This is a genomic window from Hyphomonas sp. (genome assembly GCF_041398465.1).
GTDB lineage: Bacteria > Pseudomonadota > Alphaproteobacteria > Caulobacterales > Hyphomonadaceae > Hyphomonas.
This window is the reverse complement of record NZ_JAWKUS010000003.1, coordinates 14357-40339: the sequence shown is the minus strand read 5'-3', so window position 1 is coordinate 40339 and position 25983 is coordinate 14357. Positions and strand designations below refer to the sequence as shown.

Sequence of the window (25983 nt, the reverse complement as noted above, 5' to 3'; positions counted from 1 at the left end):
AAAGGAAACGCCATGACCGAGACGATCAAGGGGCCGCTGCGCGCGCCTGTACAGATGCTGCAGGAGCAGTCCTATGACGGCCACAAGAGCCTGCATGATGACAGCGAGGCTGAACGCCTTGGCATCAAGGCCGGGCCCATTGAAGGCCCGACGCATTTCTCGCAGTTCGTGCCGTACCTCGCGGATATCTGGGGTAATGACTGGTTCGAGCGCGGCTGCTTCTCCAGTCACTTCCTGAACATGGTGTTCGAGGGCGAGAAGGTGCGTGTCGAGGTCGACCGCCCGGCGCCCGGCGAAACGCGCACCCTCTGCCGCGCTTTCAAGGAAGACGGCACGCCCGTGCTGGAAGCCAGCGCATCCATCGGTCCGGATCACGGCGAGACGCTGTTGGAAGGGCGCATGGCGAAGCTGCGCCCGCCGGGTGATCTTGTCATCCTGGCCGACATGAAAGTCGGCATGACTGGTGTCGCGGATGAAACCGTGACCATGGGCATGGATCAGCACATGGGCAGCCTTTACCCCTTCTCGCTGGCCGAGAAGCTGAAGGTCATCACTGAGCCGATGGCCGTTTACAGCGACGCCGCTGCCGGACCGTGGGGTAAACCGATCGTGCCGCTGGAGATGGTCAGTGTGCTGGGTAATTACTCCAGCCGCACCGCCAAGTTCCCGGTAAAGCAGCCGGCCATTGGATTGTTCGCCGACCTTGAAGTGCGGATGGTCAATGGTCCGCTTCTGGTGGGCGAGACCTATATCCTGCAACGCGAAGTCGTCGCGCTGTCGGAGAGCCGCCGGGTGGAGAATTACTGGATCCGCACGAAGTTCTTCGACAAGACCGGCACGACACAAATAGCGGAAATGCTGCTCAATCATGGCGTGATGAAAGCCAGCTATCCGGCCTATCCCGCCGACAAGCTTCCGGCCTGAGGAGGGCGACATGGCGCTGTCCCCGGAGTTGCAGCCCGTTGCTGCCAGTGTTGACCGCGATGGCTGGGCGAAAGTCTACGTGCAGAAGGATCCGGCCGATCCGAAATCGAAGCTGTTGTTCACGGTCACGGTCGGACTGCAGGAGAAATTCGGCTTGCCGGAGCTCGTCCTGTTTGGCCTGGACCCGGAATTGGCCGACGGAATGATTCACAATGTTGCAGCCCGGCTTGTGAAAGAGAAACTGTGGGCCGGTCAGCCCTTGCGGCTGGACGGCGTGATCGAAGGCGAGGAAGTCGAACTCCGTTCGGTGCATTCCGAACATCTTGGTGAGGTGGGCGCGATCAACATCATGATCCGCCGCGAGACCGGTCGCCCGCCGCTTGCCGGAATGGTCCAGGTATTCTGGTCCGGCGATGATGGCCATTTCCCCTGGGATGCTGAAAGCACGGATGATTTCCGGGACCAGCCGAGGCTGGATATTTCCTGGAAGAAGGAGGGGGCATGAGCGGTTTCGAAACAATCCTGTACACCACGCAGGACGGACATGTGCGCATTACGCTGAACCGGCCGGACAAGCTGAACGCGCTGTCTTATGTCATGCAGGCGGAGCTTTCAGCCGCGTTGTGGGAGGCGGACAATGACAGGTCCGTTCACTGCGTAATCCTCGAGGGCGCCGGTCGGGCGTTCTGCGCCGGTTATGACCTCTCCGGCGCGGATGGAGAGGTGCCGGTTTCTCCGGTCGAAGACAAGGCCAATAAATCCTATCGTGGCGGTCGCAGCATCGATGACGATGCGTGGCAGCTGGAACGCCAGCAGCGCTGGCGGATGGCCCTGTTCGATATGCACAAGCCGGTCATCGCAAAGGTGCACGGCTACTGCCTCGCTGGCGGCTGCGACCTCGCCCTGCTGGCGGACATGGTGATTGCCGCAGACGATGCGACCTTTGGCTTCCCGCCGGCGCGCGACCTTGGCGCGCTACCCAACAATTTCTGGGTCTATAATTGCGGGCCGCAATGGGCGAAGCGTCTCCTGCTGACCGGTGACACGGTGACCGGCACGGAGGCGCAGTCCATTGGTCTCGTTCTGAAAGCTGTCCCGGGCGAGGATCTTGAGGAAGAAGTTGTCGGCTTGGCCAGCCGGATGGCGAAGATCGATCCGGATCTCCTGTCGGCCAACAAGCGGATTGTGAATCTCGCCATGGAACTGATGGGCGCGCGGACGCTGCAACGTCTGGCCGTCGAGAACGATGTGCGCGGACACAATACGCGCGCGGCAGATGGGTTCCGGGCGAGTGTGGCCGAGAAAGGCCTGAAGGCGACGCTGCGCGCCCGAGATGCGGCTTTCGGCGATGGGCGCGCCCGCGTCTTCGGCCCTGAAAAGCGTGATGCTGACGGTCGGCTGATTGAAGACTAGGCTCGTGATTGCGGTGCTGTGCTGGGCGGGCTAGGCTCCCAGCAAACTGGAGGGATTTTTATATGAAACGGTTCGGACTGGCCGCGGCAGCGACGCTGGCAATTGCAGGCATGGCATCGGCGCAGGAGGCGGTGATCCATGCGGGTTACCTTCTGGCTGAGCCGGGTGAAGGCTACCTCCGCAAGCAGACCATCTTTGTCGAAGATGGCCGGATCGTCTCAGTCGAGGCGGGCTACAAGCCGGGGGCGAAGGGTGTGCCCGTGATCAATCTTCGCAACGCCTATGTGCTGCCTGGCCTGATCGACAGCCATGTGCACATCACTGGGGAATCCGGTCCGGGCGAGCGGATCAAGACGTTCGAGGACACAACCGTCGATCAGGCATTCGACGGTGCGGGTTATGCTCACAAGACGCTGCTGGCGGGCTTCACGACGGTGCAGGATGTTGGTGGTTCGAACGATGCCGTCTTTGGTCTTCGCGACGCGATCGCCAAGGGGCTGGTGCCCGGGCCGCGTATGCGGGCAGCCGGGCAGGCGGTGTCGGTCACGGGCGGTCATGGCGACATCAACGGCTACTCGCCGGAAGTCATGGCGATGTTCACCGGTACCAACATCTGCAATGGCGCCGATGATTGCCGCCGGGCCGTGCGCCAGCAGGTGAAAGAAGGCGCCGACGTCATCAAGATCACGGCGACAGGCGGAGTGCTCTCCAACACCAAGGCGGGTCTCGAGCAGCAATTCACTGATGCCGAGCTGGAAGCCATCGTCGAGACAGCGCATTCCATGGGCCGCAAGGTGACAGCGCACGCGCACGGCAAGGTCGGCATCGAATCTGCCTTGCGCGCCGGGATCGATTCCATCGAGCACGGCACCTACACGGACGACGAAACCATCGCCCTTTTCAAGGAACACAACGCCACGCTGGTGCCGACCGTCCTGGCAGGCGCCACGGTGACCGGCTGGGTCGAGGAACCCTGGTTGCCGGAGGCGAGCCGTGCCAAGGCGGCCATTGTCGGTCCGCTGATGCAGGACATGCTGCGCCGCGCGCATGAAGGCGGTGTGAATGTGGCATTCGGCACCGATACCGGGGTTTCGAAGCATGGCGACAATGCGAAGGAATTCGCTCTCATGGTCGGTGCGGGCTTCACGCCGGAAGAGGCGATCCGTTCTGCCACTGTCATCGCGTCCGAACATGTCGAAATGGATGCGGAAATCGGCACGATTGAACCCGGCAAGTACGCAGACATCATCGCTGTTACCGCCGACCCTCTGAAGGACATCACCGAACTGGAGGACGTCGACTTCGTGATGAAAGGCGGCGTGGTCTACAAGACCAAGAACTGATCAGGTTAACCACCGGCGCTTCGCCCGGCCCACGAAGGGTTTTGACAAGGCGGGGCGAACGCCGGATGCTGAACAGCGACTATGTGCCATCCGGCCCGGATCATGCATGGGGCTGTGAGAAGCACGGTTTCTGAAGGCATAAGGAAAGACAAGATGGCTCTGGCAACGCGTATGGTTACCGGCGCTGCGGCAGTCCTCGCGCTGGCCGCCTGTTCGGGGCAGGAAAGCGCCCCAACGGCGCAACAAAAGGCCTCTGCGGCCAAAGCGGACTGCATTCCGATCTCCGACGGCACCTATCAGATCCGCGATGGCAAGATCCTCGTCATGCGCGCGGATGCATCGTCCCGTCCTGAACCAGCCCCGATCACGGACATGTCGGGCCAGCCGGTCGGCTGGGCGGCGAAACTTGAGCAAACCTTCGAGACGACCGGCTATCCCTGGCTTGGTCTGCAAGTGCGAAACGGTATTGCGGCTGCCGTCGGCACCGCCCCCGGTCTTGCCGCGCGAGATGTCAGCTTCCTCACAGCGAAAGCTGCGATCCAGAACGATCCTGAAGGCTCTGAAAAGGTCGACTTGATCATCAATGCGATGGCGGTCGAAGGGCGGGAAGACACGCTGGGTGCCGGACTTACGCGCCTCATGAACAGCGATCTGACGCAGAGTGATTGCCAGGACGCATTTAATCAGACCCTGCGCGTCGACGATATCGATTTCCCTGTGAACATGACCGTGCTGAACGCGGCAGAACTTCCGGTGGTGGATGCCGCAACCGGCATTGCCCGTCTCTGCACCGCCTACAAGATCGAGATTGCCGTACATACGGACTCGCGCGGTTCTGACAGCTACAACCTCCAGCTTTCGCGCCAGCGGGCTGACGCAATTCGCGATTACATGATTGAACATGGCGTGGATGAGGCGGTTCTGACAGCAAAGGGTTATGGAGAATCCCAGCCGGTCGACAGCGGCACGTCCGCCGCTGCACGTGCCCGGAATGAGCGGACGGAGTTCGTCGTCACGCAGCGGTAGACGTTCTGCGATGCTGGCGGGTTTTCGCACCCGCTTCATTGACTGTTCATACAAACAAGGCCATGTGGCCCCTGTCGCAGCGCCGGAACGGGCGCATGGGGCAGGCAGCGTGAAACGTGCAGCGGGTTTTCCGCGGCGACCGGCCAGCCCCTTCAGGCATTCAATCAATGCCGTTGCCCCTGATCGCGCGGGGCTTCCACAAAATCAAACCCTTCAGGGCTGGCAGTGCGCAGGCATGCCGCACGCCCGCTCGAACGTGAGACTATATATGACCAAGTTTTCAGACCTCGGCCTGAACCCGCTGCTTATGAAAGCGATCTCGGAAGAAGGCTACGAAACGCCGACTCCGATTCAGGCGCAGGCCATTCCGCTTCTTCTGGAAGACAAGGACCTTCTCGGCATCGCCCAGACCGGTACTGGCAAGACAGCAGCCTTCGCGCTGCCGACTCTCGATTTCATGCTGGAGTTCCCGCAGAAACGCCGGGCGCGGAGCGCACGCGTTCTGGTGCTGGCGCCGACCCGTGAGCTTGCCGGCCAGATCGCCGACAGCTTCCGCACCTATTCGCGCCATATGGACTGCAATGTGCAGACCGTGTTCGGCGGTGTGAACATCAACGCCCAGCGCCGCGCGCTGCAGCACGGCACGGATGTGCTGGTGGCAACGCCGGGCCGCCTGCTGGACCTGGTGGGCCAGAAGGCTGTCACACTTCAGGATATCGAAGTCCTGATCCTCGACGAAGCCGACCAGATGCTCGACATGGGGTTCATCCATGACCTCAAGAAGATCGTCGCGCAGGTTCCGAAAGACCGCCAGACATTGCTGTTCTCGGCAACCATGCCGAAACTGATCTCCGATCTTGCCCAGCAATTCCTGGATAATCCGGTGCGCGTTTCGGTGACACCGCCTTCCACCACTGCAGAGCGCGTGGACCAGGGCGTTTATCACGTGTCCAACAATGACAAGCTGGAACTCCTGTTCGATGTCCTGAACAATCCGGAGATTGATCGCGCGCTTGTCTTTACCCGGACGAAGCATGGCGCCGACAAGGTTGTACGCAAGCTGCTGGCCAAAGGCCTGGATGCGAAAGCGATTCACGGCAACAAGTCCCAGCCGCAACGCCTGAAGGCGCTGGATGCGTTCAAGAACGGCAGCTGCAAGGTTCTCGTGGCGACCGACATCGCCGCCCGCGGCATCGACATCGATGGCATCAGTCATGTCGTGAACTTCGAAGTGCCGAACGTGCCGGAGCAGTATGTGCACCGGATCGGCCGCACCGCGCGCGCTGGCCGGGCTGGCCTCGCCGTCTCCTTTGTGGCGGAAGACGAACGCTATTACCTGCGCGACATCGAGAAGACGATCGATGTGCAGGTGGACGTGCTCGAAGCCCCGGAAGGCTCGAAGGTCGACCTGTTGCCGACACCGGACCCGAATGAGCGCCTCTACAAGCCGAAAGGCCCGGCGCGCGGAACTGGCGGACGCCAGCCAGGTGGCCGCGGTGGCCAGCGCCGTCCGCAAGGCGGTTCACGTCCGCAGGGCAAACCCAAGGCGCAAGGCGCAGGCAAACCGGGCGGCAAGCAAGGCGGCCGCAATCGCGGTGGCAAGAAACGTAATCTGGAAGGCGCGCGCAGCTAGAGGCTGGCGCGCAGCGTCGACCACATCCTGGCAAGGTCGTTCCGGAAGTCCGGTGCGGCGATGGCAATCAGCCGCTCTGCGCGCTGGTCGATATCGGCCGTCGTCAGGTCTGCCACGCCAAACTCCGTCACGACATAGCCGGCTTCCGCGCGGCTCAGCGTGACTGTCGGCGAGGCGAGTTTGACGACGATCCGGGAAAGGCTGCCGCCGCGTGCCGTGGCGGGGAGGGCGATGATGCTCCGTCCATCGGCGGAGAGCTGGGCCCCGCGTACGAAATTTCCGAGCCCACCGGTCGAGGCGACCTGCCGTCCCTTCACCCATTCGGAATTCAGCTGTCCGAACAGGTCCACCTCGACCCCGCCATTGATCGCGGCGAGGCGGGGGATGGCGGCCAGCACGGGTACAGAATGCGTCACGCTGACTGGCTGGAAGTTGAAGCGCGGGTCGACCCCTGCGGCCTCGTAAAGTGGCGGCGTGCCGATGGCAGTACCGGTCAGGATGGTGCCCGGCTCTGGGCCGATGGCGCCAGCGTTCACCGCTTCGAGCGCTGCATCCGTGATCATGCCTGTGTGAATACGAATGTTCCGGTGATGTGCTGCGGCTGCCATGGCGATCTGCTGCACGCTGCCAATCCCGGACTGGACCGTAAATCCGTCGCCCAGCAGCGTTGCGACATGGCCCGCAATGGCTTTGGCTTCGTCCGACAGGGGCGGATCGGCAAGCGTGATCAGCGGGGCGTCATCTTCGATGACATGAGCGAACGATGCGAGCGGCACGCGGGGCGCGTTTCCCGGAGAGGGCATGTCCGGACGCACCACCGCAATGAGCCGGACTTTCTTGCGTTCCATCAGGGCAGGCGACATGTCTGTGCCGAGGCTGAGAGACACATCCCCGCGCTCGTCCGGGCGGGAGACTGGAATGAAGGCCGCATCCATCGGAACGGTCTTCAGCCACTCGAACGCGGCCGAGTAATGCAGGGGATGAAGCCTGTAGCGGCCTTCTTCGAAGCTCTTGCGATACTCCGAATAGAGAAAAGTTCCCTCGGCACTGGCGCTGGGGTGGAAGTCCGTCCAGGCGGTCCGGTTGATGCCTGGCAACCAGTGGCCAATGAAGGTCGCGCCGTCAGCCAGCTCCGGCGTCTCGCGGAGTACATCTGCCAGACAGGCCGGTTCGGCGGGGCCGCCGGGAACATAAATTCGCGGCGTTCCGCCTGTGGCGTCCCGCAATTCGACAAGCAGTTCCCGGGTCGTGGTCACGTCCGCCTCACGGCGTGAGGATCAGGCCCGACGCCGGACTCACGTCCGCATCCAGCGTTTTCGCCCACGCACTTGAGATCGCTTCATGGCCGCTCGCCTGCTTCGGCTTCACGAATTTCTGCGAGGCCGTGTAGAAGCTCATCAGCGACTGGCCGAGCTTCGCATTCAGCGTGTCGGCGCCGAGCTGCTTCGTTCGCTCGGCGGCGTAGGTCGGTACGAAGAAGAATTCCGGCTGCGGATCGGGTAGCTGGATAGGCGCGCGATTGCCTTCCCAGTCGGTCACACCGATGACCAGGCTGCGGACGAGACGGTCTTTCAGGGCGTTGTGAACATCCGCTGTCAGCGTAGGACGTCCGAGGAAGTCGACAAAAGCGGTGAGGCCGCGGGCGTGCAGGCGGTCGGCATCGGCATAGGTGCGTACCCGGCCGTACAGCCCGGTGGATTCGACGAAAGATTTGTTGCCTTTCGAAGTCAGCGCGACCGTGTCGACATTGCCGCGCTGTTTCAGGCAGTGCGCCAGGGCCATGGCGGTCTTGGACGAAGCCGAGGAAATGACGACTGTTTCGGGGATCGGGTCTCCGGTTTCCATCAGCGAGTCATCTATCATCCAGCCGGTGGTGAACAACGGGCGGAACAGCATCTGTTGCGCTTCAAGCCCTTCATTGTAGGACGGGTCTGTCGCGGTGAAGATGTATGTGTTGTAGATCGGCGCCATGGGCTGGCGGTGCGCGGCGCCGTCGATGAAGCTGGCTTTGCCGACTTTGACGGGCGCGACATCAAACCGGTCTGAGATCGGAAGGTATCCGTAGACGCGCTGGCCGACCGCAACGCCTTCGGCATTCGACTCTTCAACCGTCGCAAACCCCCAAACCGGCACGCGCCCGAACGCTGGGTCTGTCGCTGGGAAAAAGTCCCAGTATTTCATCGCCTCGCCGAAGGTGGCGTAGGTTACATTGTTGGCGGTCAGGGCGAAGGCTTCAACCTTCAGTCGGGCGCAGCCGTCGGCAAGGGGTGCCGTGGGCTGATCCACCCATTGAACGTCGCGCAAATTGTCGCGCCGGATGAGAAAATCGCTCATGTTTTTGCTTTCGCTGACTTCCCCGTAAAGGCCCCGATTCGTGCCTGCATGTCAGGCCCCACGCCCTCATTATTGAGGACTTCCCATTGCAGCCCGCTGTCCATGTCGCGCGCATCGGTCGCTTCGAGCAGGCGCTTGTTGGCGGCGTGCGAGAAAGCGGAGTTTTCCGTGATCTGCTTTGCAAGCTTGCCGATGGCGGCATCGAATTCTGCGTCTGGCACGACCATTTCGGTCAGCCCGATGCGGAACGCTTCTGCGGCGCCAATCATTTCGGCGGTGAACATCAGCCGTTTTGCGGTGGCAATGCCGACGCGGCGGGGCAGGCGCTGGCTCATACCCCAGATCGGCGTCAGGGCCCATTTGGCATGTGTATCGCCGAAGCGGGCACTTTCTGCCGCGATGATGAAGTCTGCCGCCAGTGCCACTTCCAGTGCACCGGTATAGCAATGCCCATGCACCGCTGCGATCACCGGTTTCGGCAGGCGCTCCATCAGGCGTAGTGTTTCCGAATGCCAGCCGCGCGACGGCACCGCCTCACCCTCGGCAATATCGGCAAGGTCATGCCCGGCGGAGAAACACTTGCCTGCGCCGCGCAGAACCACGCAGCTGATCGAGTCGTCCTTGTATAGATCCGACACATGTGAACGAAGCTCGCGGAACATGCCCACGGTGAGGGAGTTCAGCTTGTCCGGGCGGTTAAGTGTAAGGATGGCACAGCCATCCTTGTCCTGACGGGTTGCGAGAGAGGCTGTCATGTGCCGAGGTCCACCATGAGGCTGGAGATTGCGTGAACAAAATTGTTCGGGGCGATGGTTTGTTCGCCGGTCCATTTCACGTCCGGGAAGCGTGACAGGATCTGCCGGTAGGCGGCTTCAAGCTGCATGTTGGCGACGCGCTGGCCGAGGCAGACATGCGGCCCGTGGCCGAAGGCGAGGTGTTCTTTCGCGTTCGTACGGGTGATGTCGAACCGGTTCGGGTCCGGGAATTTCGACGGGTCCCGGTTCGCGGCGGCGTAATACATGACTACCTTGTCGCCCTCGGCGATGGGCTGGCCGCCGAGTTCGGTGTTCGCCGTTGCGGTGCGGCGCATGTAGGTCACCGGCGATACCATACGGATTGCCTCGTGAACGAAGTTCGGGAAGAGGTCCGGGGTCGTTTGCAGTTTTGCTTTCTGGTCCGGGAATTCCGTCAGCAGGCGCATTGTTCCGGAGAGGGAGTTCCGGGTCGTGTCATTTCCGGCGAACACGATCAGCAGCCACGAGCCATCGAGGAATTCTGGGCTCAGCGGCTTGCCATCAATTTCGACATTGGCGATGGCCGACAGCAGGTCTTCCTTCGGTTCCCGGCGGCGCTCAGCCAGCAGGTGACGGCCGAATTCGAACATCGCCTGGATCTCGTTGACGAACTCCATGATGTCTTCCGGCGTCACATTGCCGAGGCCTTCCTGCTGGGCCCGGTATTGCGAGGTTTCCAGGAAATGCATCCAGTGGACCAGCTTCGGCCGGTCGGCGGCCGGAACGCCGAGGATCTCACACAGTGTGAACAGCGGCAGTTCGGCGGAGAACATCTCCACCATGTCCACCACCGGTCCTTGTTTCTCCATCGCATCCAGCAGTTCGGTCACATATGCATCCACCCGCTTGCGAAGCTCGGCGACGAAACCGGGGCGGAAGAAGTGCATGTGCTCCATCCGCAGGGGCGTGTGATAGGGCCGGTCCAGATTGATCAGGCTGTTCAGGCTGGAGGAATGCAGCAGCGGATGACGCGGCTGCTCCGGCAGGCCATAGGTCATCAGGATGCCGCCGCGCTGGGACGAAAAGGTCGCTGGATCCAGCTCAACTTTCTTCACCAGTTCATACGGCGTGATCGCCCAGAAGCCGGCAGCGGCCGCTTCCGGGTGCCACATCACCGGGGCCTTCTCCCGCATCAGGGCGAAGGCGTCATGGGTGTAGCCGCCATGACTGGAAAACACTTGTGGATCGGTCAGGTCGACCGGAGGGGCGAGGTCATAGACCGGCGTGTTCGAAGGGGCATGGGGCGGCACTTCCTGCTGGTAAGTGTCGGTCACGTTCTGAAGCGTCATGCATGGCCTCCCTTGTGGCGATGGCCACGGGCGGCATTCTATGGCCGTCTCAGCGTGGCTTGCTGCGTTTCCTGTTGCCCGACAGCTTACCGGAAGGCGGCTTGCTGCCAAGGCGTGACTTGGGGGAAGTGCGTTCGGCGCTGGTCGACCATTCCTCATCGGCTTTGCGGCTGGACTTCGTGCGCGATTTGGGCGGCGGTTTGGGACCGCTCCTGCCGCCTTTGGCCACCGGCTTCCGGGGAGCCGCATTGGACTTTTTAGGCGCAGGGCCTGCGTCCTTCAGCCCTTCATAGAGATGGCCCACAGCCTGCGCCAACAGGTCCGGCGGCAGTTCGTCCACCTGGCCGGGCTTGAGGTCCGTCAGTTCGAACGGGCCGTAGGACACGCGGATCAGCCGGTTGACCATCAGATCCAGCGACTCCAGCGCCCGCCGTACCTCGCGTTTCTTGCCTTCGGCCAGCGTAACCGTCAGCCAGTTGTTGGCACCTGTCTCGCGGTCCAGCACAGCCTTGATCGGCTGGTACTTCACGCCTTCGACCGTGATACCCTGTGCGAGCTTTTCGATCTTCTCCGGCGTCACCGTGCCATGGGCGCGAACGCGGTATGTCCGCTCCAGTCCACTGGCAGGCAGTTCCAGCGCGCGGGCGAGGGCGCCATCATTGGTCAGCAGCAGCAAGCCTTCGGTGGTCAGGTCGAGGCGGCCGACCGTCACGACGCGGGGCAGAGTGCGGGGCAGTTCGTCAAAGATGGTCCGGCGGCCTTCCGGGTCCACATTGGTCGTGATCAAGCCGGATGGCTTGTGATAGCGCCATACGCGCGTCGCTTCAGGGGCGGAGATCGTGCGGCGGCCAACGCGGATCAGCTCCTTGCCGGTCACCTTGAAGGCCGGTGAAGTCAGCTTCTTGCCGTCGACGGTGACCTTGCCTTCCTCGATCAGACGCTCGACTTCGCGGCGGGAGGCGACGCCGGCCCGCGCGAGGTATTTCGCGATCCGCTCGCCCTCGCTCCAGTCGGTCTCAGGCGCAGGGCCACGCGCAGCATGTGATCTGCCCTTCGGGGCCGATTTGTGGTTGGGTTTGTATCCGGGCCTGTTGCCCGGCTTGCCTTTCGCGCCAGCAGGTTTGCTGCGCGGGCGGCCCGTCTCTCGACACTCCGTCATGATGGCTTCCTTTCAGTGTCGCAGGCCCGAATCCGTCATTCCGGCCACCGATGCAAGGCATTTTGGCCGTCGAGCTATTTCGACAGTTCGGTGATCAGAACATACCAATGGTCCAGCGCACCGGGGATGGCGGCCACCGGCACACGCTCGTTCAGGCCGTGGGCAAACTCATCGGACGGCTTCATGAAGATGCCGGTGACGCCATAGGTGTCGATGCCTTCCTTGCGGAAGAACAGGCCGTCCGTCGTGAAGGCTGCCATGGTCGGGATTATCGGCAGGCCCGGCGCCTGGGCATCGACCGCCTTGCGCAGCGCCGCCATGAGTTCCGGGTGCAGCGGCGAGGTTTCCGATTGCGGGTACTCCTCCGGCAACGTCACCGAGGCGTCGTCGCCCGCCAGTTCCTGCAGTTTCGCCATGACCTCTGCCGGGGCGGTGCCAGGAAAGATGCGGCAATTGACGTTCGCCACCACGCTCTGGGGCAGGGCATTCGGGGCGTGGCCGCCATTGATTTCCGTCGGGACGCAGGTGGTGCGGACCATGCCGACATATTCCGGATATTTCGACAGTTCTGCCACTGCCCAGGCGTCATCCGGATCACTGGAAAAGCGGGCCATGGCGTCGCCTAGTTCGCCCTCGCTGCGCTTCGCGGTCTCCGCGAAGAAGGCGCGCGTCAGCTCCGTGGACCGGACTGGGAAAGCATATTTGCCGAGCCGCTCCAACACACCGGCCATGTCCACGATGGCATTCTGTGCGGTCGGGCGGCTGGAGTGCCCGCCGGGATTGGTGATGGTGATCTTGAAGTCCGCATAGGTCTTTTCACCGGCCTGCAGGCTGTAGAAGCCGAAGCTGCCATCTTCGTTCAGCTTGCCGCCACCGCCATCCGCGTTCAGCACAAAGCGGGCATGCTTGTAGAGCGGGGCGATCGTTTCGGCGGTCTTCTGCGCGGTTTCCTCGTCCCCCGTCAGGATAAGGACAATATCGTTTTCCGGCTCGAACCCCTCCCGCTTCAGGCGCAAGAGGGTGGTGACCAGCATGGTGAGGCCGAATTTGTCGTCCAGCACGCCGCGCCCATAATAATAGGTGCCGTCGGTCTCCATCGTGAACGGCGCGCGCTCCCAGTCTGCTGGGTTGGCTTCCACCACGTCCATGTGCGCGTTCAGCAGGATCGGCGCGTCTGCGCTCTTGCCGTGATAGGTTGCGATCAGCGTGGCGGTCTCGCCAAGCGGGACGATCTCGATGTCTTCTTTCGCAAAGCCGCCTGTTTCCAGAACATCGGCAAGGTAGTCCGCATAGGCCGGAACCTTTCCGCGCCCGGCTACGGTGTCGAAGGCGACGGACTGGCCGAGAATCTCGGTCGCCATGTCGACATCCACCGGTTCTGCATTGGCGGACGTCGGGGCAGACACGCAGCCGACGAGGAACAGAGCTGCAAGGCCTGTGAGGAGCTTGTGGGTCATTGTGTGAAAGTCCGGATGATCTCGTAAATCTGGATGAAGTTTGAGCCAATCGCGAGACCGATGAAAATTTCAAGCGGAATCCAGACGGGGATCAGGCCGCGGGTGCGATTTTGGTCCTTGTCGGCCAGAAGCGAGATCAAACGCCCAAGACCTGCCCCAATCCAGCCAAGGGCAAGCGGTAGGGCAGCGAACCCGGCATAAATGGCGGGCAGGTTCAACGCGATCAGCAGGGCAGACAGGTGCGCCATCAGAAACAGGCCGCCATAGGTGGCGCGGAATTCCGAATAGCCGCCGGGCCGGGCCGGGTCAGGATCTTCGACAAGCCGGACGACACCGGACGCCCATCGCGGAGAGATGAGCGCCCCAAGCCCCATGGCGGCACCGGAGGCGAGGGCGACACAGGAAATGATCTGGCTGTAATGCATGCCGGTTTGTCCTCTCTGTTGGGAGGGACCTTATGATGCTTTTCGCCCGTGTCTAATGGTGTCGTCAGTTCGCGGGGGACGACAAAAAAATACGCCGGCCTTTTCAGGCCGGCGCAGGAGAGTGGGGTTTCTGCGGGGGGATTAAGCCTTGCGCGCTTCCTCTTTCGGTGCGCCGAACGCATTGATGCTCGGACGGCCGAGGAAGTAGCCCTGGCCACGGCGGACGCCGAGCAGCTTCAGGGTGCGGAGCTCTGCTTCGGTTTCGATACCCTCCGCGACGATCTGGGCGCTCGTCTCGCGGGTGTAGTGAAGCAGGGCGGAAATCAGGGCACGGCGCGCAAGATCGGCATCGACATTGCGGGTCAGGCTGATGTCGACTTTCACGAAGTCGGGGCTCAGCTGGATGATGTGGCGCAGCGAGGAATGGCCGGCACCGGCATCGTCGACCGCGATACGCAGGCCACGCTTTCGCAGCGGCGCCAGGCACTTCGTGAACAGGTCATAGTCCTCGATGATCGCGTGCTCGGTAATCTCAAGCACGATGCGCGACAGCGGAAGTCCGGAAAAGGCCGGCGCGAATGCCGGATTGATCACAGTCTGCGGTGAAGCGTTCACCGACACATACTGATCCGCCGGAAGCACGTTCAGAGCCCGTACGGCATGGCGGATGGCGGCCAGTTCCAGTTCGGCAGCGAGGCCGACTTCGGCGGCTTCGGCGAACCAGATATCCGGCGTGCGGTAAGGCTCTGCCGAGAAGCGTGACAGCGCTTCGAAGCCCTTAGGCTGCATGTCGCCAAGGTCGACAATCGGCTGGTAGGCGATTTCGAAGGCTTTTTCTTCCAGCACGGACTCGATGCGGATGCGCTTTTCGCGCATGAGCCGCTCGGTGCGGTGATTGGCGTGGATCTGCTGGGTCGCGAGATTGGCGAACAGGCGCATCGTCTCGAGATCGCGTGAGTTCAGGCTCGTGTTCGGCTTCGGGCTGAGGCAGGCGAACATGCCATAGATCGTGCCGTCTTCGAGATGGATCGGAATGGCTATGTGCGAGCCGATCGGAAGGGTGCGGGTGATTGGCAGCGAGGCAGCCAGCTGATTTTCGGATGTGTCCGGGATCATCTGCGGCAGGCGCCCGGCGATGATCAGGCCGCAATAGCCTTCATCCATGCTGCGGCTGGCGCCAGCGCGTATCAGGTGCTCATAGCCCGGGGCATCAACATGGCGGTAGACGACCCGGCCGTTCACGAACTGTGAAAGATAGGCAACCGGCATGTCGAGGTGCTCGCGGATCGCCCGCAGAGATGACTCAATGATTTGCGGTGAGGTCTCGGACGGCCCCTTCAACATGGTTGCGTCGAGCTGGAATGCGTTCATCAGTGCTCTCCCGGCGAGTGCCTGGCTAAATATCTAAATCCCCCTGCCGTCCTGGCAGCTACCGGGAGAACATAATTAGCTTTTTTTAAGCAAGCGGTGCCGGAAACAGGGGAATTCGGAAAAGAGAGTTGCCAACTTGGAAACCATGTTGCGCTAAGACAGGCTTGGGGCGTCAGGTGACACCGGCTTCCTTCCAGGCTTCCTTGGGCCAGCGGCGGTGTTGCCAGAACCATTGGCCTGGATGGGCGCGGACCTGCGCTTCAAGGAAGGTGTTGATCCGCGTGACCGAGCGAAGAATGTCGGCATCGGTATCGCCGGTGTCTTCAGGCACGTAAGGCTCGTGAAACTCGATGCGGAAACGGGCAGGGCCGGTGCGGATAGTGGAAACCGGCACGATGGGGACCTGGTATTTCAGGGCAAGCCGCGTCGGGCCCGGCGCCGTCATCGCATCGCGTCCGAAGAAGGGCACGGCGACGCCTTCATTGAACTTCTGGTCATTCATCAGTGCGATGGGCGAGCCTTTGGCGAGTGCCCGCATCAGTTCCCGCGTGCCGATGCCCTTCGGCGCGTTGATGGCCGTGCCGTAATCGTGGCGCAGTTTCGAGATGCGCCGGTCAATGTGCGGATTGTTGAGCGCGCGATAAGTCATCACCGCCTGCGGGATGCGCTTGGTGATCGCTGCCGGCATTATTTCCCAATTGGCGAAATGGCCGGAGATGAACACCGCGCCTTTCCCGCTGTCGCGAATGCGGTCCAGGACTTCGAGCCCAACGATCTCCACCCGGCCAGACGTGTACGGATCGATTTTCGGCAGGTGTGGCAGCTCGCCCGCTGTGCGTCCGGCAGATTCCCAGGCGGCCATGGCGGTTTCTTCCACCTGCGCATCGGTCCAGTCCGGGAAGGCCATTTTCAGGTTGCGCCGCATTGTCTTGTGCTGTGACAGGCGCGGTCCGATCTTCCGCAGCAGCCAGCCGCCGAAATTGGACGCGCGGTCCGGCCCCATCGCCTTGATGGGCGCCCAGTAGATCAGGTCCCACGCAATCGTTTCCAGCCGCCACTGGATCCGTTGCCAGAAGCTGGCGCGGTTATCGATATCCTTCGGGCGGACATATCCTGATTTCTGCTGCGGATCGCTCATGCTTTGTCCGGCGTAAGAATAGGGGCGAGAAGCGCATCTAGCGCCGCTTCATCTTCAAAACGGGCTTCGACTGGAAAGACAAGAATGCGCGCGCGCTCCTCCTCAGGCAAGCGCACATGGTCTTTCGAAGTAGTAATGAGCCGAGCGCCGCGGCTGGCGGCAAGATCGTTCAGGAATTTGAGGTCGCTGGCCGAATAGGCGTGGTGGTCGCCATAGGGCACGCTGTCCCGCAGGTCGGCGCCCGCTTCGGTCAGGCTGTAGAAGAATTTTACCGGTCGGCCAATCCCAGCGAAAGCGACCAGCGGGCCTTCCGGCACTTTGCCTGCCGGTGCCAATCCCGCCCTTACCACCGGCAGATGCGATTTCTGCACCGCCGTCAGCTCCTTGCCTTCACCCATCAGGATCACGCCATCTGCACGGGCCAGGCCATCCGCCACCGGCTCGCGTAGTGGCCCCTTGGGCAGGACATGGCCATTGCCGAAGGGCGCAGCTGCGTCGATCACGATCAGGGAGAGGTCTTTCGCGACAGAAGGGTTCTGGTGCCCGTCATCCATAACGATCAACTGGACACCATCAGCCGCCATGGCGCGGGCAGCTTCCGCTCGGTCTTTCCCGATCCAGGCTTCGCCTGTTGCGGCCAACATCAGCGGTTCATCGCCGACATCGGCTGATGAGTGCATAGCGGGATCGACTTTCAGCGGGCCTTCCAGCTTGCCGCCATAGCCGCGAGACAGGCTCGCTGCACGCAGGCCAGCGTCGAGCGCCCTCCGCCGGATGGCTTCCACGACCGGGGTCTTGCCGACGCCGCCGACCGTCAGATTTCCGATGCAGACGATCCGTGCCGGGATGGCTTCTGGCTTCGCGCGGGCGAGCTTGCGGCGGATACCGAACGTATAGAGCGTTGCCAGCGGCGTCAGCATCAGGCGTGTCAGGGGCGCGGCTTCACGGGAGTGCGGATCAAGGCCGGCCGACCAGAAGTGCGGCGCCTTCATTCCAGAAGTCCCTTTTCAGGCAGCAGCGGACGGATCGCGTCCAGCGTGACCTGCATCGGTGCATCGGCTTCATATTCCAGCAAATCCAGCGAGGAGCTTGAGGGAGGCGCCATGGTCACCAGCGCGCGGCCAATGGCTTTCGGCGTCTTGAGCAAGCGGATCAGGCCGCGCTCCGACAGGTCTTCCATCATCTCGGCGAAATTGAACACGTCGGGGCTGGACACGACCGGTTTGCCAAGGCGGATCGGTTCCAGCGGATTGTGCCCGCCCACATCCGGTGTGTGCCCACCCCCAAGATAGACAGCGTCGGCGAGGCGGAACCAGATGCCCATTTCGCCCATCGTGTCGGCCAGAAGGACGCGCGTATTCTGGTTCGGCACTTCTCCGCGGGAGCGCCGGGCAAAGGGAATGTTGCGGGCGCGCAGCAGGTCCTCGACCACTGGTCCGCGTTCCGGATGGCGCGGGGCGATGATCAGAGCGGCATCCGGTGCCGCCTTCATCGCATCGAGAAACAGGGCCTCTTCCCCGTCATGGGTGGAGGCTGCGACATAGCATTTGCGCAGGCCCTTGAAGGTTTCCTGCATGCGGCGCAGTTCAACATCATTGGCAGAGGGCGGTGGCAGGGAGGACTTCAGATTGCCGGCACAGACGACAGGCTTTCCCATCAGGTTCGCCAGACGCCGGGCGGTGTCCTCGTCCGCTGCAAGCACGGCATCGAACCGGCCGACCAGAGCGCGGAAGGTCTGGTGGAAGCGCTGCCAGCCCTGTGCGGACTTCTCGGTCATGCGGGCATTGACCAGCGCCCGTTTCGCTCCGGCCTTTTCGGCTTCGAGGAGCAGGTTCGGCCAGATCTCGCCTTCGCCGAAAATGCAGAGGCTGGGCTTCCAGTGGCGAATGAACCGGCGTGCGGCTGCAGGCGTATCGATCGGTGCCATCGTGTAGACAGCATTATCGGGCAGCATGGGACCCATCAGCTTGGCCGAGGTCTGCGTCTGGCTGGTAAACAGCAGCATCAGGTCGGGCCGTTCATCGAGCAACCGGTTGCCCAGCTCGAGCAGAAGCCGGCTTTCGCCGACACTGGCCCCATGAAGCCAGACCAGGACTCCATTGTTCCGCAACACCGGCAGGTGCCGCGCCATCCGCTCATTCCGGCGCGAGAAGTCTTCCTTGCCCTGTTTGACCCGCGCACTCAGCACAAAGCCCAGGAAAGGGGATAGCGCGCTGGTCAGGACGCGATACACGTGCAGCGCGAAGGTCATCTGGAAGCGGCGTCCGTTTCTGTTTCCGATATGCGGCCGGACAGCATATCAGCCCGGCGGGTCGCGTCATCAAGTCGAACCTGTAATTCTGCGCGTAATGTATCGGGATCCGCGGAGCGGGGCGCTTCGATGGGGGCACCCAGAATGATGGCGCCGCGTGTGAAGGGGAAGGGGATCATGAACCGGTCCCAGGTCTTCAGCCGCCAGCAGGGTGTAACCGACAGGGCATAAGGCACAATCGGAGCGCCAGCCCGCTGAGCGATCATGATCGCGCCGGGGCTGACCTGTTCGGCGGGGCCGCGCGGACCATCGGGTGTTATGCAGACCGCGCTGCCGCTTTTCAGCAGGCGGGCGGCTTCTGCGATGGCCCGTGCGCCGCCCTTGTCCTTGCGCTTTTTCTTGTTGGCTGCCGATCCGCGGATGGCGTGCAGGTCGAGATGATCGATCGCCCGTGCGACGGCTTCACCGTCCGGTGATAGCGAGATCAGCATCGCCGCCCGGTTCACGCGGTCTTTCCAGCGGCGAATGAAGCGGATCCATGCTGCTGGCAGGATCATGATGCGGGAGTGCCAGGAGGCGACCACGATGCCGTCATGGTCCCGCCAGGCCTGGCGGGCGGCGGGGTCCACTTCAATCGTCCAGCGGATCGTGTGGGCCACCAGGGCCATCCAGGCCCAGATCAGGCGGCCCAGGATGGCGGCGACGACGGAAGAACGGAGCAGCGATTTCATCGCGCGGCTTATAGCGTGCTTTGCGGATGCCACCACGTATTGTCTCAGATGGGCCGGGTGGTCAGAGGATCCAGAGAACGGAAATGGTGGGCGATACAAGGTTCGAACTTGTGACCCCTGCCGTGTGAAGGCAGTGCTCTACCACTGAGCTAATCGCCCGTTCCGGAAGAGAGCGGGGTTAATCTGACTGAGTCGAGAGGTCAAGCGGGGAAAGCTGAAGCGGGTGTATCGGCATTCTGTCCCCCGATCCGATGACAATTTTCTGCGAGGAATGTGACGTCCAAGTTATGGCTGCTATGCAAAGATATGCTGCAATGCATGGTTTGGGAGCACAGATTTCGGCTTGGGATTGCGGCGAAAATGGGACTGTCACCCATCTGCGGGACAACCGTGGTATAAGGGATTTACGCTTTTCAGCAGGAACACCGTAAACATTACTGCCGTAATTGCATAACATGAACAGTTGTTCATTATGAACAGATGTTCATCGAATAACATTACGTTGGTTTCATTTGAAATAGGTCTTGAGATTGAACGCCAACATTGTCATTTTGCAGTCATACGAGACGAACCGCGAATGGTTCGCAGAAATGTAGACCCTAAGAAGGACAGGCAGGGGCCTTTCGGCCCTGAAAAACAAAAACGCCTGGAGAGAGAGAAAATGAAAGACTGGTGTGACGAAGAAGGCGCAAAGCGCCTGCGTGAGAAAATTGCTGCCTATTGGGCCGAGCGTGGCTACGAAGTGGATGTCGACCTTATCGACGCTGGCTTTGTGCCTGCCATGCGCAGCGCCCGTACCGACGTACGCAGCAACATGGTGAACGGTATGCCCCGCCGCCGGATCAATGCGGATGCGTCGGCTGCTCGTCCGAGCTACCGTCCGCGCGCAGAAGCCACTGCCTAACTGATCAGGCGCGAGAGCGCCGCCGGCAGTTGGGAATAGTGGGAGACGACCGCGTCTGCGCCTATCGCTTCCACTGTTTCGGCTTCATAGCCAAATGGCACAAATACGAAGGGCAGTCCGGCATTCCGGGCTGCCCTTTCGTCTGTCCGGCTGTCACCCACCATGATCGCGCGAGCCGGATTGCCGCCAGCGGCCTGAACCGTGCGCACGATGTGGTCGCCGTCGGGCTTCCTGGAAGGCACGCTGTCCGCACCAATGATGGCCGCAAAGCGGGGCGTGAGGCCCAGTGCGTCCAGCAACTTGTCGGAGAGATCCTGCTTCTTGTTGGTACAGACCGACAGGATCGCGCCGTCCGCCGCGAGGTCATCCAGGATTTCCGGCGCCTGGTCGAACGGACGTGAACCAATCGCGATGTGGTCTGCATAGTAGATGAGGAAGCGCGCGAAGAGGCTCTCAAGGTCTGCCTCGGACGGGCTCTGGCCTTGATGGGCCATGCCCTTCTGGATCATCGCCTTGGCACCATGGCCGATCATCCCCGCAACCGTCTGGAGATCGACAGATTCAAGTCCGGCATGATCCAGGACATGGTTCAGGGCGTTCAGCAGGTCCGGCGCGGTATCCACCAGAGTCCCGTCGAGATCGAACACCACGGTCCAGCCGTCCAGCCATCCTGTCATACCCGCTCCAATTCTTGCTCGCCCCTCGCCTTGAATCGGCCTTTGATTTAGGCGAATGGGCAGAAGAAAGCGAGAGGGCCCTGTCATGAGCCAGACTGTCAGACTCCGCGCCGCGGTGATCCTCGCCGCCGGCAAGGGCACGCGGATGAAATCCAGCCTGCCCAAGGTTATGCATCCGGTCGGCGGCCGGCCGATGGTGGATTGGTCGGTGGACCTGGCCCGCAAGGCAGGCTGTTCGGAAATCGTGGTCGTTGCCCATCCTTCGCAAGGGTTGCTGATCGAACATGTCGCCAGTCTTCCGGGGAATATTCCGGTCGCCTTCCAGGATCCGCCGATGGGCACAGGCCATGCCGTACGATGCGCAGCTGATGCGCTTAGCGGATTTAAAGGTGATCTTGTCGTGCTCTACGGCGACTCCCCGCTGGTTCCGGTGGACGCCATTGAGGAGCTGTTCAGGTCGCTGGACGAGGGCGCCACGGTCGGCGTGCTCGGGTTCGACACGCGCGAACCGGGTCTCTACGGGCGCCTGATCACATCTGGTCATGGTGAGCTGGAAGCCATCGTCGAAGCGCGCGAGGCGACGCCCGAGCAGCTGATGGTTACGCTTTGTAATTCCGGCGTCATGGCGGCCAGCGCCGAGAACATGTTCCGGTTGCTGGAAAAGGTGACGAACGACAATGCCAAGGGCGAATACTACCTGACCGATCTGGTTGGCCTCGCCCGGGCGGAAGGCAAGCGTTGCCAGGCGGTGCGCTGCGATGAGGAGGATCTTATCGGTTGCGATTCGAAAGCCGACCTTGCCGAAGCTGAGGCCATCTTCCAGGCGCGTCGCCGCAAGCAGGCGCTGGACGGCGGGGTGACGCTGATCGCGCCTGAGACGGTGTTCTTCTCCCATGACACGGTGATTGAACCAGATGTGGTGATCGAGCCGAACGTCGTGTTCGGCCCCGGCGTGAAGATCCGGTCCGGCGCGCAGATCCGGGCGTTCAGTCATTTGGAAGGCGCGGAAGTCGGCCAGTTTGCCTCTGTCGGCCCGTTTGCGCGGCTTCGCCCCGGCGCCGTGCTGGAACAGGCGGCATTTGTCGGCAATTTTGTCGAGGTCAAGAATGTGCGCATGGCTGAAGGCGCAAAGGCGAGTCATCTGTCTTATCTGGGCGATGGTGAAGTCGGCGCGGGCGCGAACATCGGAGCAGGTACGATCTTCTGCAACTATGACGGCTTCTTCAAATACCGCACGACGATCGGGGATGGCGCATTCATCGGGTCCAATTCTGCGCTGGTGGCGCCTGTTACGATCGGTGAAGGCGTGATTGTCGGCAGTGGCAGCGTTATCACCAAGGATGTCGAAGCCGGTGCGCTGGCAGTCGCCCGGGGCAGGCAGGTCGAACGCAAGGGCTGGGCAACGGCGTTCCGGGAAAAGATGGCGGCACGGAAGGCCGAAAAGAAGAAGGGCTGAGCATGGCGAACGAACTGGAGAAGTACAACGCCGCCGCCGCGGCGATGGAATTCGTTGAAGATGGCATGACCATCGGTCTCGGCACCGGTTCGACCGCGAAATACTTCGTCCAGATGCTGGCAGAAGAAATTGCCGACGGCCTGGTCGTGCGCTGCATCGAGACCAGCGAGCAGACACGCAGGCAGGCGGAAAGCCTTGGTGTGCCCCTGATCCCTTCCGAACAGATCGAACGCATCCACCTCACCGTCGATGGCGCTGACGAGGTGGACGAACACGGCTTCCTGATCAAGGGCGGCGGCGCGGCCCTGCTGCGCGAGAAGATTATCGCCAATGCGAGCGATCACATGGTCGTGATTGCCGATCCGTCGAAACAGGTCGAAAAGCTCGGCAATTTCCCCCTGCCGGTCGAGGTGACGCCCTTTGGCTACACGATTACCGCCAAGAAGGTTTACGACGCGCTGTGCTCCAGCGGAATCGACCGCCCACGCGTGGAATTACGGGCCCAGCCGGGCGGCCGGCTGGTCATGACCGATGGCGGAAACTACATCCTGGACTGCCACTGCCAGCGGATCCCGGATGCGGAATCCCTGGCGGCGCGCCTCTCCAATGTGCCGGGGGTTGTCGAACACGGATTGTTTATCGGCATCGCGCGGACGGTCATTATCGGCAATGAGTCCGGGGCCACGGTGTTTGAATTCTGATTTGCTGCGCCCATATGCGCCCGCAGACACGCATACGACTTTCAAGGAACTGACCTATGGCTGAGCACGCTTACGACTTCGACCTGTTTGTGATCGGAGGCGGTTCCGGCGGAGTACGCGCGGCACGCATTGCAGCCATCGCAGGCGCACGTGTCGGTCTTGCCGAAGAATACCGCATGGGCGGCACCTGCGTGATCCGTGGCTGTGTGCCGAAGAAGTTCATGGTCTATGCCAGCCAGTATGGGCAGGATATCGAGAAGTCCGCAGGCTATGGATGGAGTGTCGGTGATGTCTCGTACGATCACGGAACATTTGCCGCCGCGATGCATGCTGAAGTCGATCGCCTGTCGGGCATTTATTTCCGCAACCTCAAGAATGCGGGTGTCGAGATTTTCGAAGAGCGCGCCGAATTTGTCGATGCGCATACCATCCGCCTGAAAAGCAGCGGCAAGACCATCACGGCGGACAAGATCCTGATCGCCGTCGGCGGCGCGCCGTGGCGCCCATCACCGGATGAACTGCCCGGTGTGGAGCACACCATCACGTCCAATGAAGTCTTCCACCTGGAAGACCTGCCGAAACATGTCGTCATCGCAGGCGGCGGCTATATCGCGGTTGAGTTCGCGCACATCTTTGCCGGGCTCGGTGTGCCGACCTGCCTCGTTTATCGTGGCGAAGAAGTGCTGCGCGGTTTTGATGCGGATGTCCGCACGGCGGTGCATGAGGGGCTGAAGGAAGCCGGCGTGCGCGTTGTCACCGGCGCGGTGTTCGACATGATCGAGAAGCGGGAGGGCGAAGACTTGCCTTTCCACATCTCGCTTTCCAGCGGCAGCCATATTGATGCGGATGTCGTGCTGATGGCTGTTGGCCGGCGTCCGAACACCGAGGGACTTGGCTGCGAAGCTGCGGGCATCGAACTGGATGACAATGGCGCCGTCAAAGTGGATGAATGGTCCAAGACCAATGTCGACAGCGTCTGGGCCGTCGGTGACGTGACCGACCGGGTGGCGCTGACGCCGGTGGCTATCCGTGAAGGCCATGCCTTTGCCGATACCGAGTTCGGCGGCAATCCCTGGCACTTCGATCATTCGGATATTGCGACCGCGGTCTTCTCCCAGCCGGAAGTCGGCACGGTCGGCCTCAGCGAAGCGGATGCCCGCAAGGCCTATGGCTCCGACATCGATATTTACAAAACCAACTTCAAGCCGATGAAGAATGCCCTCAACGGCGATACCAGCCGTGTGCTGATGAAACTGGTCGTGCGCGCATCGGATGAAAGAGTGCTGGGCGTTCACGTGGTGGGCGACGATGCTGCCGAAATCATTCAGGCCGTTGGCATCGCCATCAAGATGGGCGTCACCAAGCCGGACTTCGACCGCACCTGTGCCGTGCACCCCTCTGTCTCGGAGGAACTGGTGACCATGCGCACGAAATGGGTGCCGGAGGTGGCAAGCAACGCCTGACGCGCCAGCGCGTCACGTCATTTTGGCTCGCAAATATCCGTTCGTAATCGAGGCCGATTGCTCCGAACTTGCTTTAGTGCGTCTCGTCGCAGAGCGTTTTCAGCTCCAGCGCAATTGTCTTCAGGCTTTCGCGGATCTGCTTCAGGCCTCCGCCACGCCCCGAATGGATCGTCAGTTGCTTCCAGGGGGGCTGACCTTCCTGCGGCGGTTTGACGGCCAGATGCTTTGAGCGTGGCAGGGCGGATTTCAGCAGGGCATCCGACAGTTTGAACCCGGCGACCTCATCGAAGGCGCCGTTTCGGGCATCGGCTTCGAACGTTGACTGCTCAGACCGGCTGACCGCGTTGAACAGAACCGAAAGGGCCGGGCGGTTGGCGACGGGGATTTGCGTCCGCAGCACCTGGTTCAGCAGTTTCACGCCGCGCAGCGAGTAGATGTCGGTATGCATCGGCGCCAGCACGCGGTCGGCCGCCTCCAGCGCACATCGGGTGAGGAAGGTCGCGTTCGGGTTTGTGTCGAACACGATCAGGTCGTACTCGCTGCGATAGAAGTCCACCTGCCGCAGGAAGTGGAGCTTGATCTTTTCCAGCGCGTCATTGTCGGTGGCGAAGGCGTACTTCGAAATCTCGAACTGGCCCGAGACGATGTCGAGGCGGCCGGGCGGGCTGTTCCCGTCCGCCATCAGGTCATGGACAAGGTAATCGCGCGCGACCGGCGCGAACGGCTCGGTCGACAGGTTCAGCCAGTGTTCGGCGGGGCTCTCCGCATTTCGGGTATGAAGGCGGGAGCGTTCGAACAGGGAAATGACCGAGCGGTCCTTCGCCGCGCTCTCGTCGGCTGCGTCCATTTCATAGAAGGTCTGGGTCAGATTGTATTGCGGATCGAGGTCGATCAGCAGGATCCGCCCGCCCGCCATGGCGTGCCAGGCACCAAAGACCTGTGCCGAGACTGTCGTCTTGCCGACCCCGCCCTTCAGATTCATCACCGCGATGACGGGGCATTTCTTCTTGTAGGCGTCCTGCGTCTCCTGGACGAGCTGCTCCAGCCCGCCGGGCGTGGTGCTGGAAAGGCGCAGGTGCGGCTGGACTTCCTGCTTGAAGAAGCCATTCAGGCGGGCCTTGTCGATCTGGTACGGGATCAGGGGCAAGCCACGTCCCTTGGCGCGCTCCACGTCCTGGCGCACAGTCTTCGAGCGCACGGAGCTGGCCGAAACCAGTACGATCATCGCGAACGCATCGTCGATATCCGCATTGTTGCGGGCCCGGTCGTTTTCGTCGTCCGGGGCGAACTTGACCGGAATGGAGGCGGCCCGCATCGCTTCGTGAAGCTTCAGCAGGTCGTCGAGGTCCAGCGTGGAGTGGGCAATGTAGACGTGAGACATGATCTCGCGGCGGTCCCTTCAGGCTTGCCTCAGGTCCTGTCTAAGTAAGGGGAGGCGGGGTGATTCCGCCAGCTTTCTGCTGTGAAATTGTGGTGAAACTTGAGCGAACGCCT

The 25983-nt window shown here is 61.9% G+C and carries 24 protein-coding genes and 1 tRNA gene; 10 read left to right on the top strand and 15 right to left on the bottom strand.

Going from position 1 to position 25983, the window contains the following annotated elements; genetic code table 11:
• Positions 1-12 precede the first annotated feature (12 nt).
• The 6 genes from R3C98_RS10670 to R3C98_RS10645 all read left to right on the top strand — a co-directional run bounded on the left by R3C98_RS10670 (position 13) and on the right by R3C98_RS10645 (position 6339).
• Positions 13-924, top strand: a complete 912-nt coding sequence (locus tag R3C98_RS10670) for a hypothetical protein (protein WP_371314071.1) — start codon at positions 13-15, stop codon at positions 922-924.
• Positions 925-934: 10 nt separating this feature from the next.
• The gene (locus tag R3C98_RS10665; RefSeq protein WP_371314070.1) at positions 935-1429 is read left to right on the top strand and encodes a DUF4262 domain-containing protein; all 495 of its coding nucleotides are present in this window, start codon (positions 935-937) and stop codon (positions 1427-1429) included.
• Complete coding sequence (locus R3C98_RS10660; protein WP_371314069.1) at positions 1426-2337, top strand: crotonase/enoyl-CoA hydratase family protein; 912 nt, start codon at positions 1426-1428, stop codon at positions 2335-2337. Before R3C98_RS10665 ends, R3C98_RS10660 begins: the two co-directional genes overlap by 4 nt.
• 62 nt (positions 2338-2399) lie before the next feature.
• Positions 2400-3680 carry an amidohydrolase family protein gene (locus R3C98_RS10655; protein WP_371314068.1) on the top strand — a complete coding sequence of 427 codons (1281 nt, stop codon included), beginning with the start codon at positions 2400-2402 and terminating at the stop codon, positions 3678-3680.
• A 153-nt stretch (positions 3681-3833) separates the two neighbouring features.
• Positions 3834-4706 (top strand): OmpA family protein, encoded by an 873-nt coding sequence (locus R3C98_RS10650; protein WP_371314067.1) that lies wholly within the window; start codon positions 3834-3836, stop codon positions 4704-4706.
• Positions 4707-4974: 268 nt separating this feature from the next.
• Complete coding sequence (locus tag R3C98_RS10645) at positions 4975-6339, top strand: DEAD/DEAH box helicase (RefSeq protein WP_371314066.1); 1365 nt, start codon at positions 4975-4977, stop codon at positions 6337-6339.
• On the opposite strand, the gene R3C98_RS10640 is transcribed toward R3C98_RS10645, so the two are convergent.
• From R3C98_RS10640 to R3C98_RS10580, 13 genes are all read right to left on the bottom strand, one after another.
• Entirely contained in the window at positions 6336-7595 is a 1260-nt protein-coding gene (locus R3C98_RS10640; RefSeq protein WP_371314065.1) for an acetyl-CoA hydrolase/transferase family protein, read from the bottom strand. The genes R3C98_RS10645 and R3C98_RS10640 overlap by 4 nt on opposite strands.
• Before the next feature lie 7 nt (positions 7596-7602).
• Positions 7603-8673, bottom strand: a complete 1071-nt coding sequence (locus R3C98_RS10635) for a DUF2855 family protein (RefSeq protein WP_371314064.1) — start codon at positions 8671-8673, stop codon at positions 7603-7605.
• Positions 8670-9428 (bottom strand): enoyl-CoA hydratase/isomerase family protein, encoded by a 759-nt coding sequence (locus R3C98_RS10630; RefSeq protein ID WP_371314063.1) that lies wholly within the window; start codon positions 9426-9428, stop codon positions 8670-8672. The genes R3C98_RS10635 and R3C98_RS10630 overlap by 4 nt, the downstream gene beginning before the upstream one ends.
• Positions 9425-10756, bottom strand: coding sequence for a cytochrome P450 (locus R3C98_RS10625; RefSeq protein WP_371314062.1), 1332 nt, complete (start codon positions 10754-10756; stop codon positions 9425-9427). Before R3C98_RS10625 ends, R3C98_RS10630 begins: the two co-directional genes overlap by 4 nt.
• 49 nt (positions 10757-10805) lie before the next feature.
• Positions 10806-11915 carry a pseudouridine synthase gene (locus R3C98_RS10620; RefSeq protein ID WP_371314061.1) on the bottom strand — a complete coding sequence of 370 codons (1110 nt, stop codon included), beginning with the start codon at positions 11913-11915 and terminating at the stop codon, positions 10806-10808.
• Positions 11916-11989: 74 nt separating this feature from the next.
• On the bottom strand, positions 11990-13372 hold the full coding sequence (locus tag R3C98_RS10615) for a M20/M25/M40 family metallo-hydrolase (RefSeq protein ID WP_371314060.1): 1383 nt from the start codon (positions 13370-13372) through the stop codon (positions 11990-11992).
• Positions 13369-13797 carry a DUF4345 family protein gene (locus tag R3C98_RS10610; protein WP_371314059.1) on the bottom strand — a complete coding sequence of 143 codons (429 nt, stop codon included), beginning with the start codon at positions 13795-13797 and terminating at the stop codon, positions 13369-13371. Before R3C98_RS10610 ends, R3C98_RS10615 begins: the two co-directional genes overlap by 4 nt.
• A 141-nt stretch (positions 13798-13938) precedes the next feature.
• On the bottom strand, positions 13939-15168 hold the full coding sequence (locus R3C98_RS10605) for an EAL domain-containing protein (RefSeq protein ID WP_371314058.1): 1230 nt from the start codon (positions 15166-15168) through the stop codon (positions 13939-13941).
• A gap of 172 nt (positions 15169-15340) precedes the next feature.
• A complete protein-coding gene (locus R3C98_RS10600) occupies positions 15341-16306 on the bottom strand; it encodes a lysophospholipid acyltransferase family protein (RefSeq protein ID WP_371314057.1) in 966 nt (321 codons plus the stop codon).
• Positions 16303-17298 (bottom strand): tetraacyldisaccharide 4'-kinase, encoded by a 996-nt coding sequence (gene lpxK, locus R3C98_RS10595; protein WP_371314056.1) that lies wholly within the window; start codon positions 17296-17298, stop codon positions 16303-16305. Before lpxK ends, R3C98_RS10600 begins: the two co-directional genes overlap by 4 nt.
• On the bottom strand, positions 17295-18557 hold the full coding sequence (locus R3C98_RS10590) for a 3-deoxy-D-manno-octulosonic acid transferase (RefSeq protein WP_371314055.1): 1263 nt from the start codon (positions 18555-18557) through the stop codon (positions 17295-17297). Before R3C98_RS10590 ends, lpxK begins: the two co-directional genes overlap by 4 nt.
• A complete protein-coding gene (locus R3C98_RS10585; protein ID WP_371314054.1) occupies positions 18554-19288 on the bottom strand; it encodes a lysophospholipid acyltransferase family protein in 735 nt (244 codons plus the stop codon). Before R3C98_RS10585 ends, R3C98_RS10590 begins: the two co-directional genes overlap by 4 nt.
• Before the next feature lie 84 nt (positions 19289-19372).
• Positions 19373-19447: transfer RNA gene (locus R3C98_RS10580), tRNA-Val, on the bottom strand.
• Between the two features lie 502 nt (positions 19448-19949).
• Here R3C98_RS10580 and R3C98_RS10575 point away from each other — a divergent pair.
• Entirely contained in the window at positions 19950-20192 is a 243-nt protein-coding gene (locus tag R3C98_RS10575) for a hypothetical protein (protein ID WP_371314053.1), read from the top strand.
• Here R3C98_RS10575 and R3C98_RS10570 read toward each other — a convergent pair.
• Positions 20189-20869, bottom strand: a complete 681-nt coding sequence (locus R3C98_RS10570) for an HAD-IA family hydrolase (protein ID WP_371314052.1) — start codon at positions 20867-20869, stop codon at positions 20189-20191. The two genes, R3C98_RS10575 and R3C98_RS10570, sit on opposite strands and share 4 nt — an antisense overlap.
• 85 nt (positions 20870-20954) lie before the next feature.
• On the opposite strand from R3C98_RS10570, the gene glmU reads away from it, so the two are divergent.
• Genes glmU through gor form a run of 3 tightly spaced genes read left to right on the top strand, consistent with a single transcriptional unit; the run spans position 20955 to position 24489 of the window.
• Positions 20955-22325: a bifunctional UDP-N-acetylglucosamine diphosphorylase/glucosamine-1-phosphate N-acetyltransferase GlmU gene (gene glmU / locus R3C98_RS10565; RefSeq protein WP_371314051.1), complete on the top strand. Its 1371-nt coding sequence runs from the start codon at positions 20955-20957 to the stop codon at positions 22323-22325.
• Between the two features lie 2 nt (positions 22326-22327).
• Entirely contained in the window at positions 22328-23026 is a 699-nt protein-coding gene (rpiA, locus tag R3C98_RS10560; protein WP_371314050.1) for a ribose-5-phosphate isomerase RpiA, read from the top strand.
• Positions 23027-23082: 56 nt separating this feature from the next.
• Positions 23083-24489, top strand: a complete 1407-nt coding sequence (gene gor, locus R3C98_RS10555) for a glutathione-disulfide reductase (protein WP_371314049.1) — start codon at positions 23083-23085, stop codon at positions 24487-24489.
• 73 nt (positions 24490-24562) lie between these two features.
• Here gor and R3C98_RS10550 read toward each other — a convergent pair whose 3' ends face one another.
• Positions 24563-25870 carry a ParA family protein gene (locus R3C98_RS10550; RefSeq protein ID WP_371314048.1) on the bottom strand — a complete coding sequence of 436 codons (1308 nt, stop codon included), beginning with the start codon at positions 25868-25870 and terminating at the stop codon, positions 24563-24565.
• Between the last annotated feature and the right edge of the window lie 113 nt (positions 25871-25983).

Coding starts and splice junctions, on each gene's coding strand:
- R3C98_RS10670 (WP_371314071.1), top strand. CDS start 13: ATGACCGAGACGATCAAGGGGCCGCTGCGCGCGCCTGTACAGATGCTG.
- R3C98_RS10665 (WP_371314070.1), top strand. CDS start 935: ATGGCGCTGTCCCCGGAGTTGCAGCCCGTTGCTGCCAGTGTTGACCGC.
- R3C98_RS10660 (WP_371314069.1), top strand. CDS start 1,426: ATGAGCGGTTTCGAAACAATCCTGTACACCACGCAGGACGGACATGTG.
- R3C98_RS10655 (WP_371314068.1), top strand. CDS start 2,400: ATGAAACGGTTCGGACTGGCCGCGGCAGCGACGCTGGCAATTGCAGGC.
- R3C98_RS10650 (WP_371314067.1), top strand. CDS start 3,834: ATGGCTCTGGCAACGCGTATGGTTACCGGCGCTGCGGCAGTCCTCGCG.
- R3C98_RS10645 (WP_371314066.1), top strand. CDS start 4,975: ATGACCAAGTTTTCAGACCTCGGCCTGAACCCGCTGCTTATGAAAGCG.
- R3C98_RS10635 (WP_371314064.1), bottom strand. CDS start 8,673: ATGAGCGATTTTCTCATCCGGCGCGACAATTTGCGCGACGTTCAATGG.
- R3C98_RS10630 (WP_371314063.1), bottom strand. CDS start 9,428: ATGACAGCCTCTCTCGCAACCCGTCAGGACAAGGATGGCTGTGCCATC.
- R3C98_RS10625 (WP_371314062.1), bottom strand. CDS start 10,756: ATGACGCTTCAGAACGTGACCGACACTTACCAGCAGGAAGTGCCGCCC.
- R3C98_RS10620 (WP_371314061.1), bottom strand. CDS start 11,915: ATGACGGAGTGTCGAGAGACGGGCCGCCCGCGCAGCAAACCTGCTGGC.
- R3C98_RS10615 (WP_371314060.1), bottom strand. CDS start 13,372: ATGACCCACAAGCTCCTCACAGGCCTTGCAGCTCTGTTCCTCGTCGGC.
- R3C98_RS10610 (WP_371314059.1), bottom strand. CDS start 13,797: ATGCATTACAGCCAGATCATTTCCTGTGTCGCCCTCGCCTCCGGTGCC.
- R3C98_RS10605 (WP_371314058.1), bottom strand. CDS start 15,168: ATGAACGCATTCCAGCTCGACGCAACCATGTTGAAGGGGCCGTCCGAG.
- R3C98_RS10600 (WP_371314057.1), bottom strand. CDS start 16,306: ATGAGCGATCCGCAGCAGAAATCAGGATATGTCCGCCCGAAGGATATC.
- lpxK (WP_371314056.1), bottom strand. CDS start 17,298: ATGAAGGCGCCGCACTTCTGGTCGGCCGGCCTTGATCCGCACTCCCGT.
- R3C98_RS10590 (WP_371314055.1), bottom strand. CDS start 18,557: ATGACCTTCGCGCTGCACGTGTATCGCGTCCTGACCAGCGCGCTATCC.
- R3C98_RS10585 (WP_371314054.1), bottom strand. CDS start 19,288: ATGAAATCGCTGCTCCGTTCTTCCGTCGTCGCCGCCATCCTGGGCCGC.
- R3C98_RS10575 (WP_371314053.1), top strand. CDS start 19,950: ATGAAAGACTGGTGTGACGAAGAAGGCGCAAAGCGCCTGCGTGAGAAA.
- R3C98_RS10570 (WP_371314052.1), bottom strand. CDS start 20,869: ATGACAGGATGGCTGGACGGCTGGACCGTGGTGTTCGATCTCGACGGG.
- glmU (WP_371314051.1), top strand. CDS start 20,955: ATGAGCCAGACTGTCAGACTCCGCGCCGCGGTGATCCTCGCCGCCGGC.
- rpiA (WP_371314050.1), top strand. CDS start 22,328: ATGGCGAACGAACTGGAGAAGTACAACGCCGCCGCCGCGGCGATGGAA.
- gor (WP_371314049.1), top strand. CDS start 23,083: ATGGCTGAGCACGCTTACGACTTCGACCTGTTTGTGATCGGAGGCGGT.
- R3C98_RS10550 (WP_371314048.1), bottom strand. CDS start 25,870: ATGTCTCACGTCTACATTGCCCACTCCACGCTGGACCTCGACGACCTG.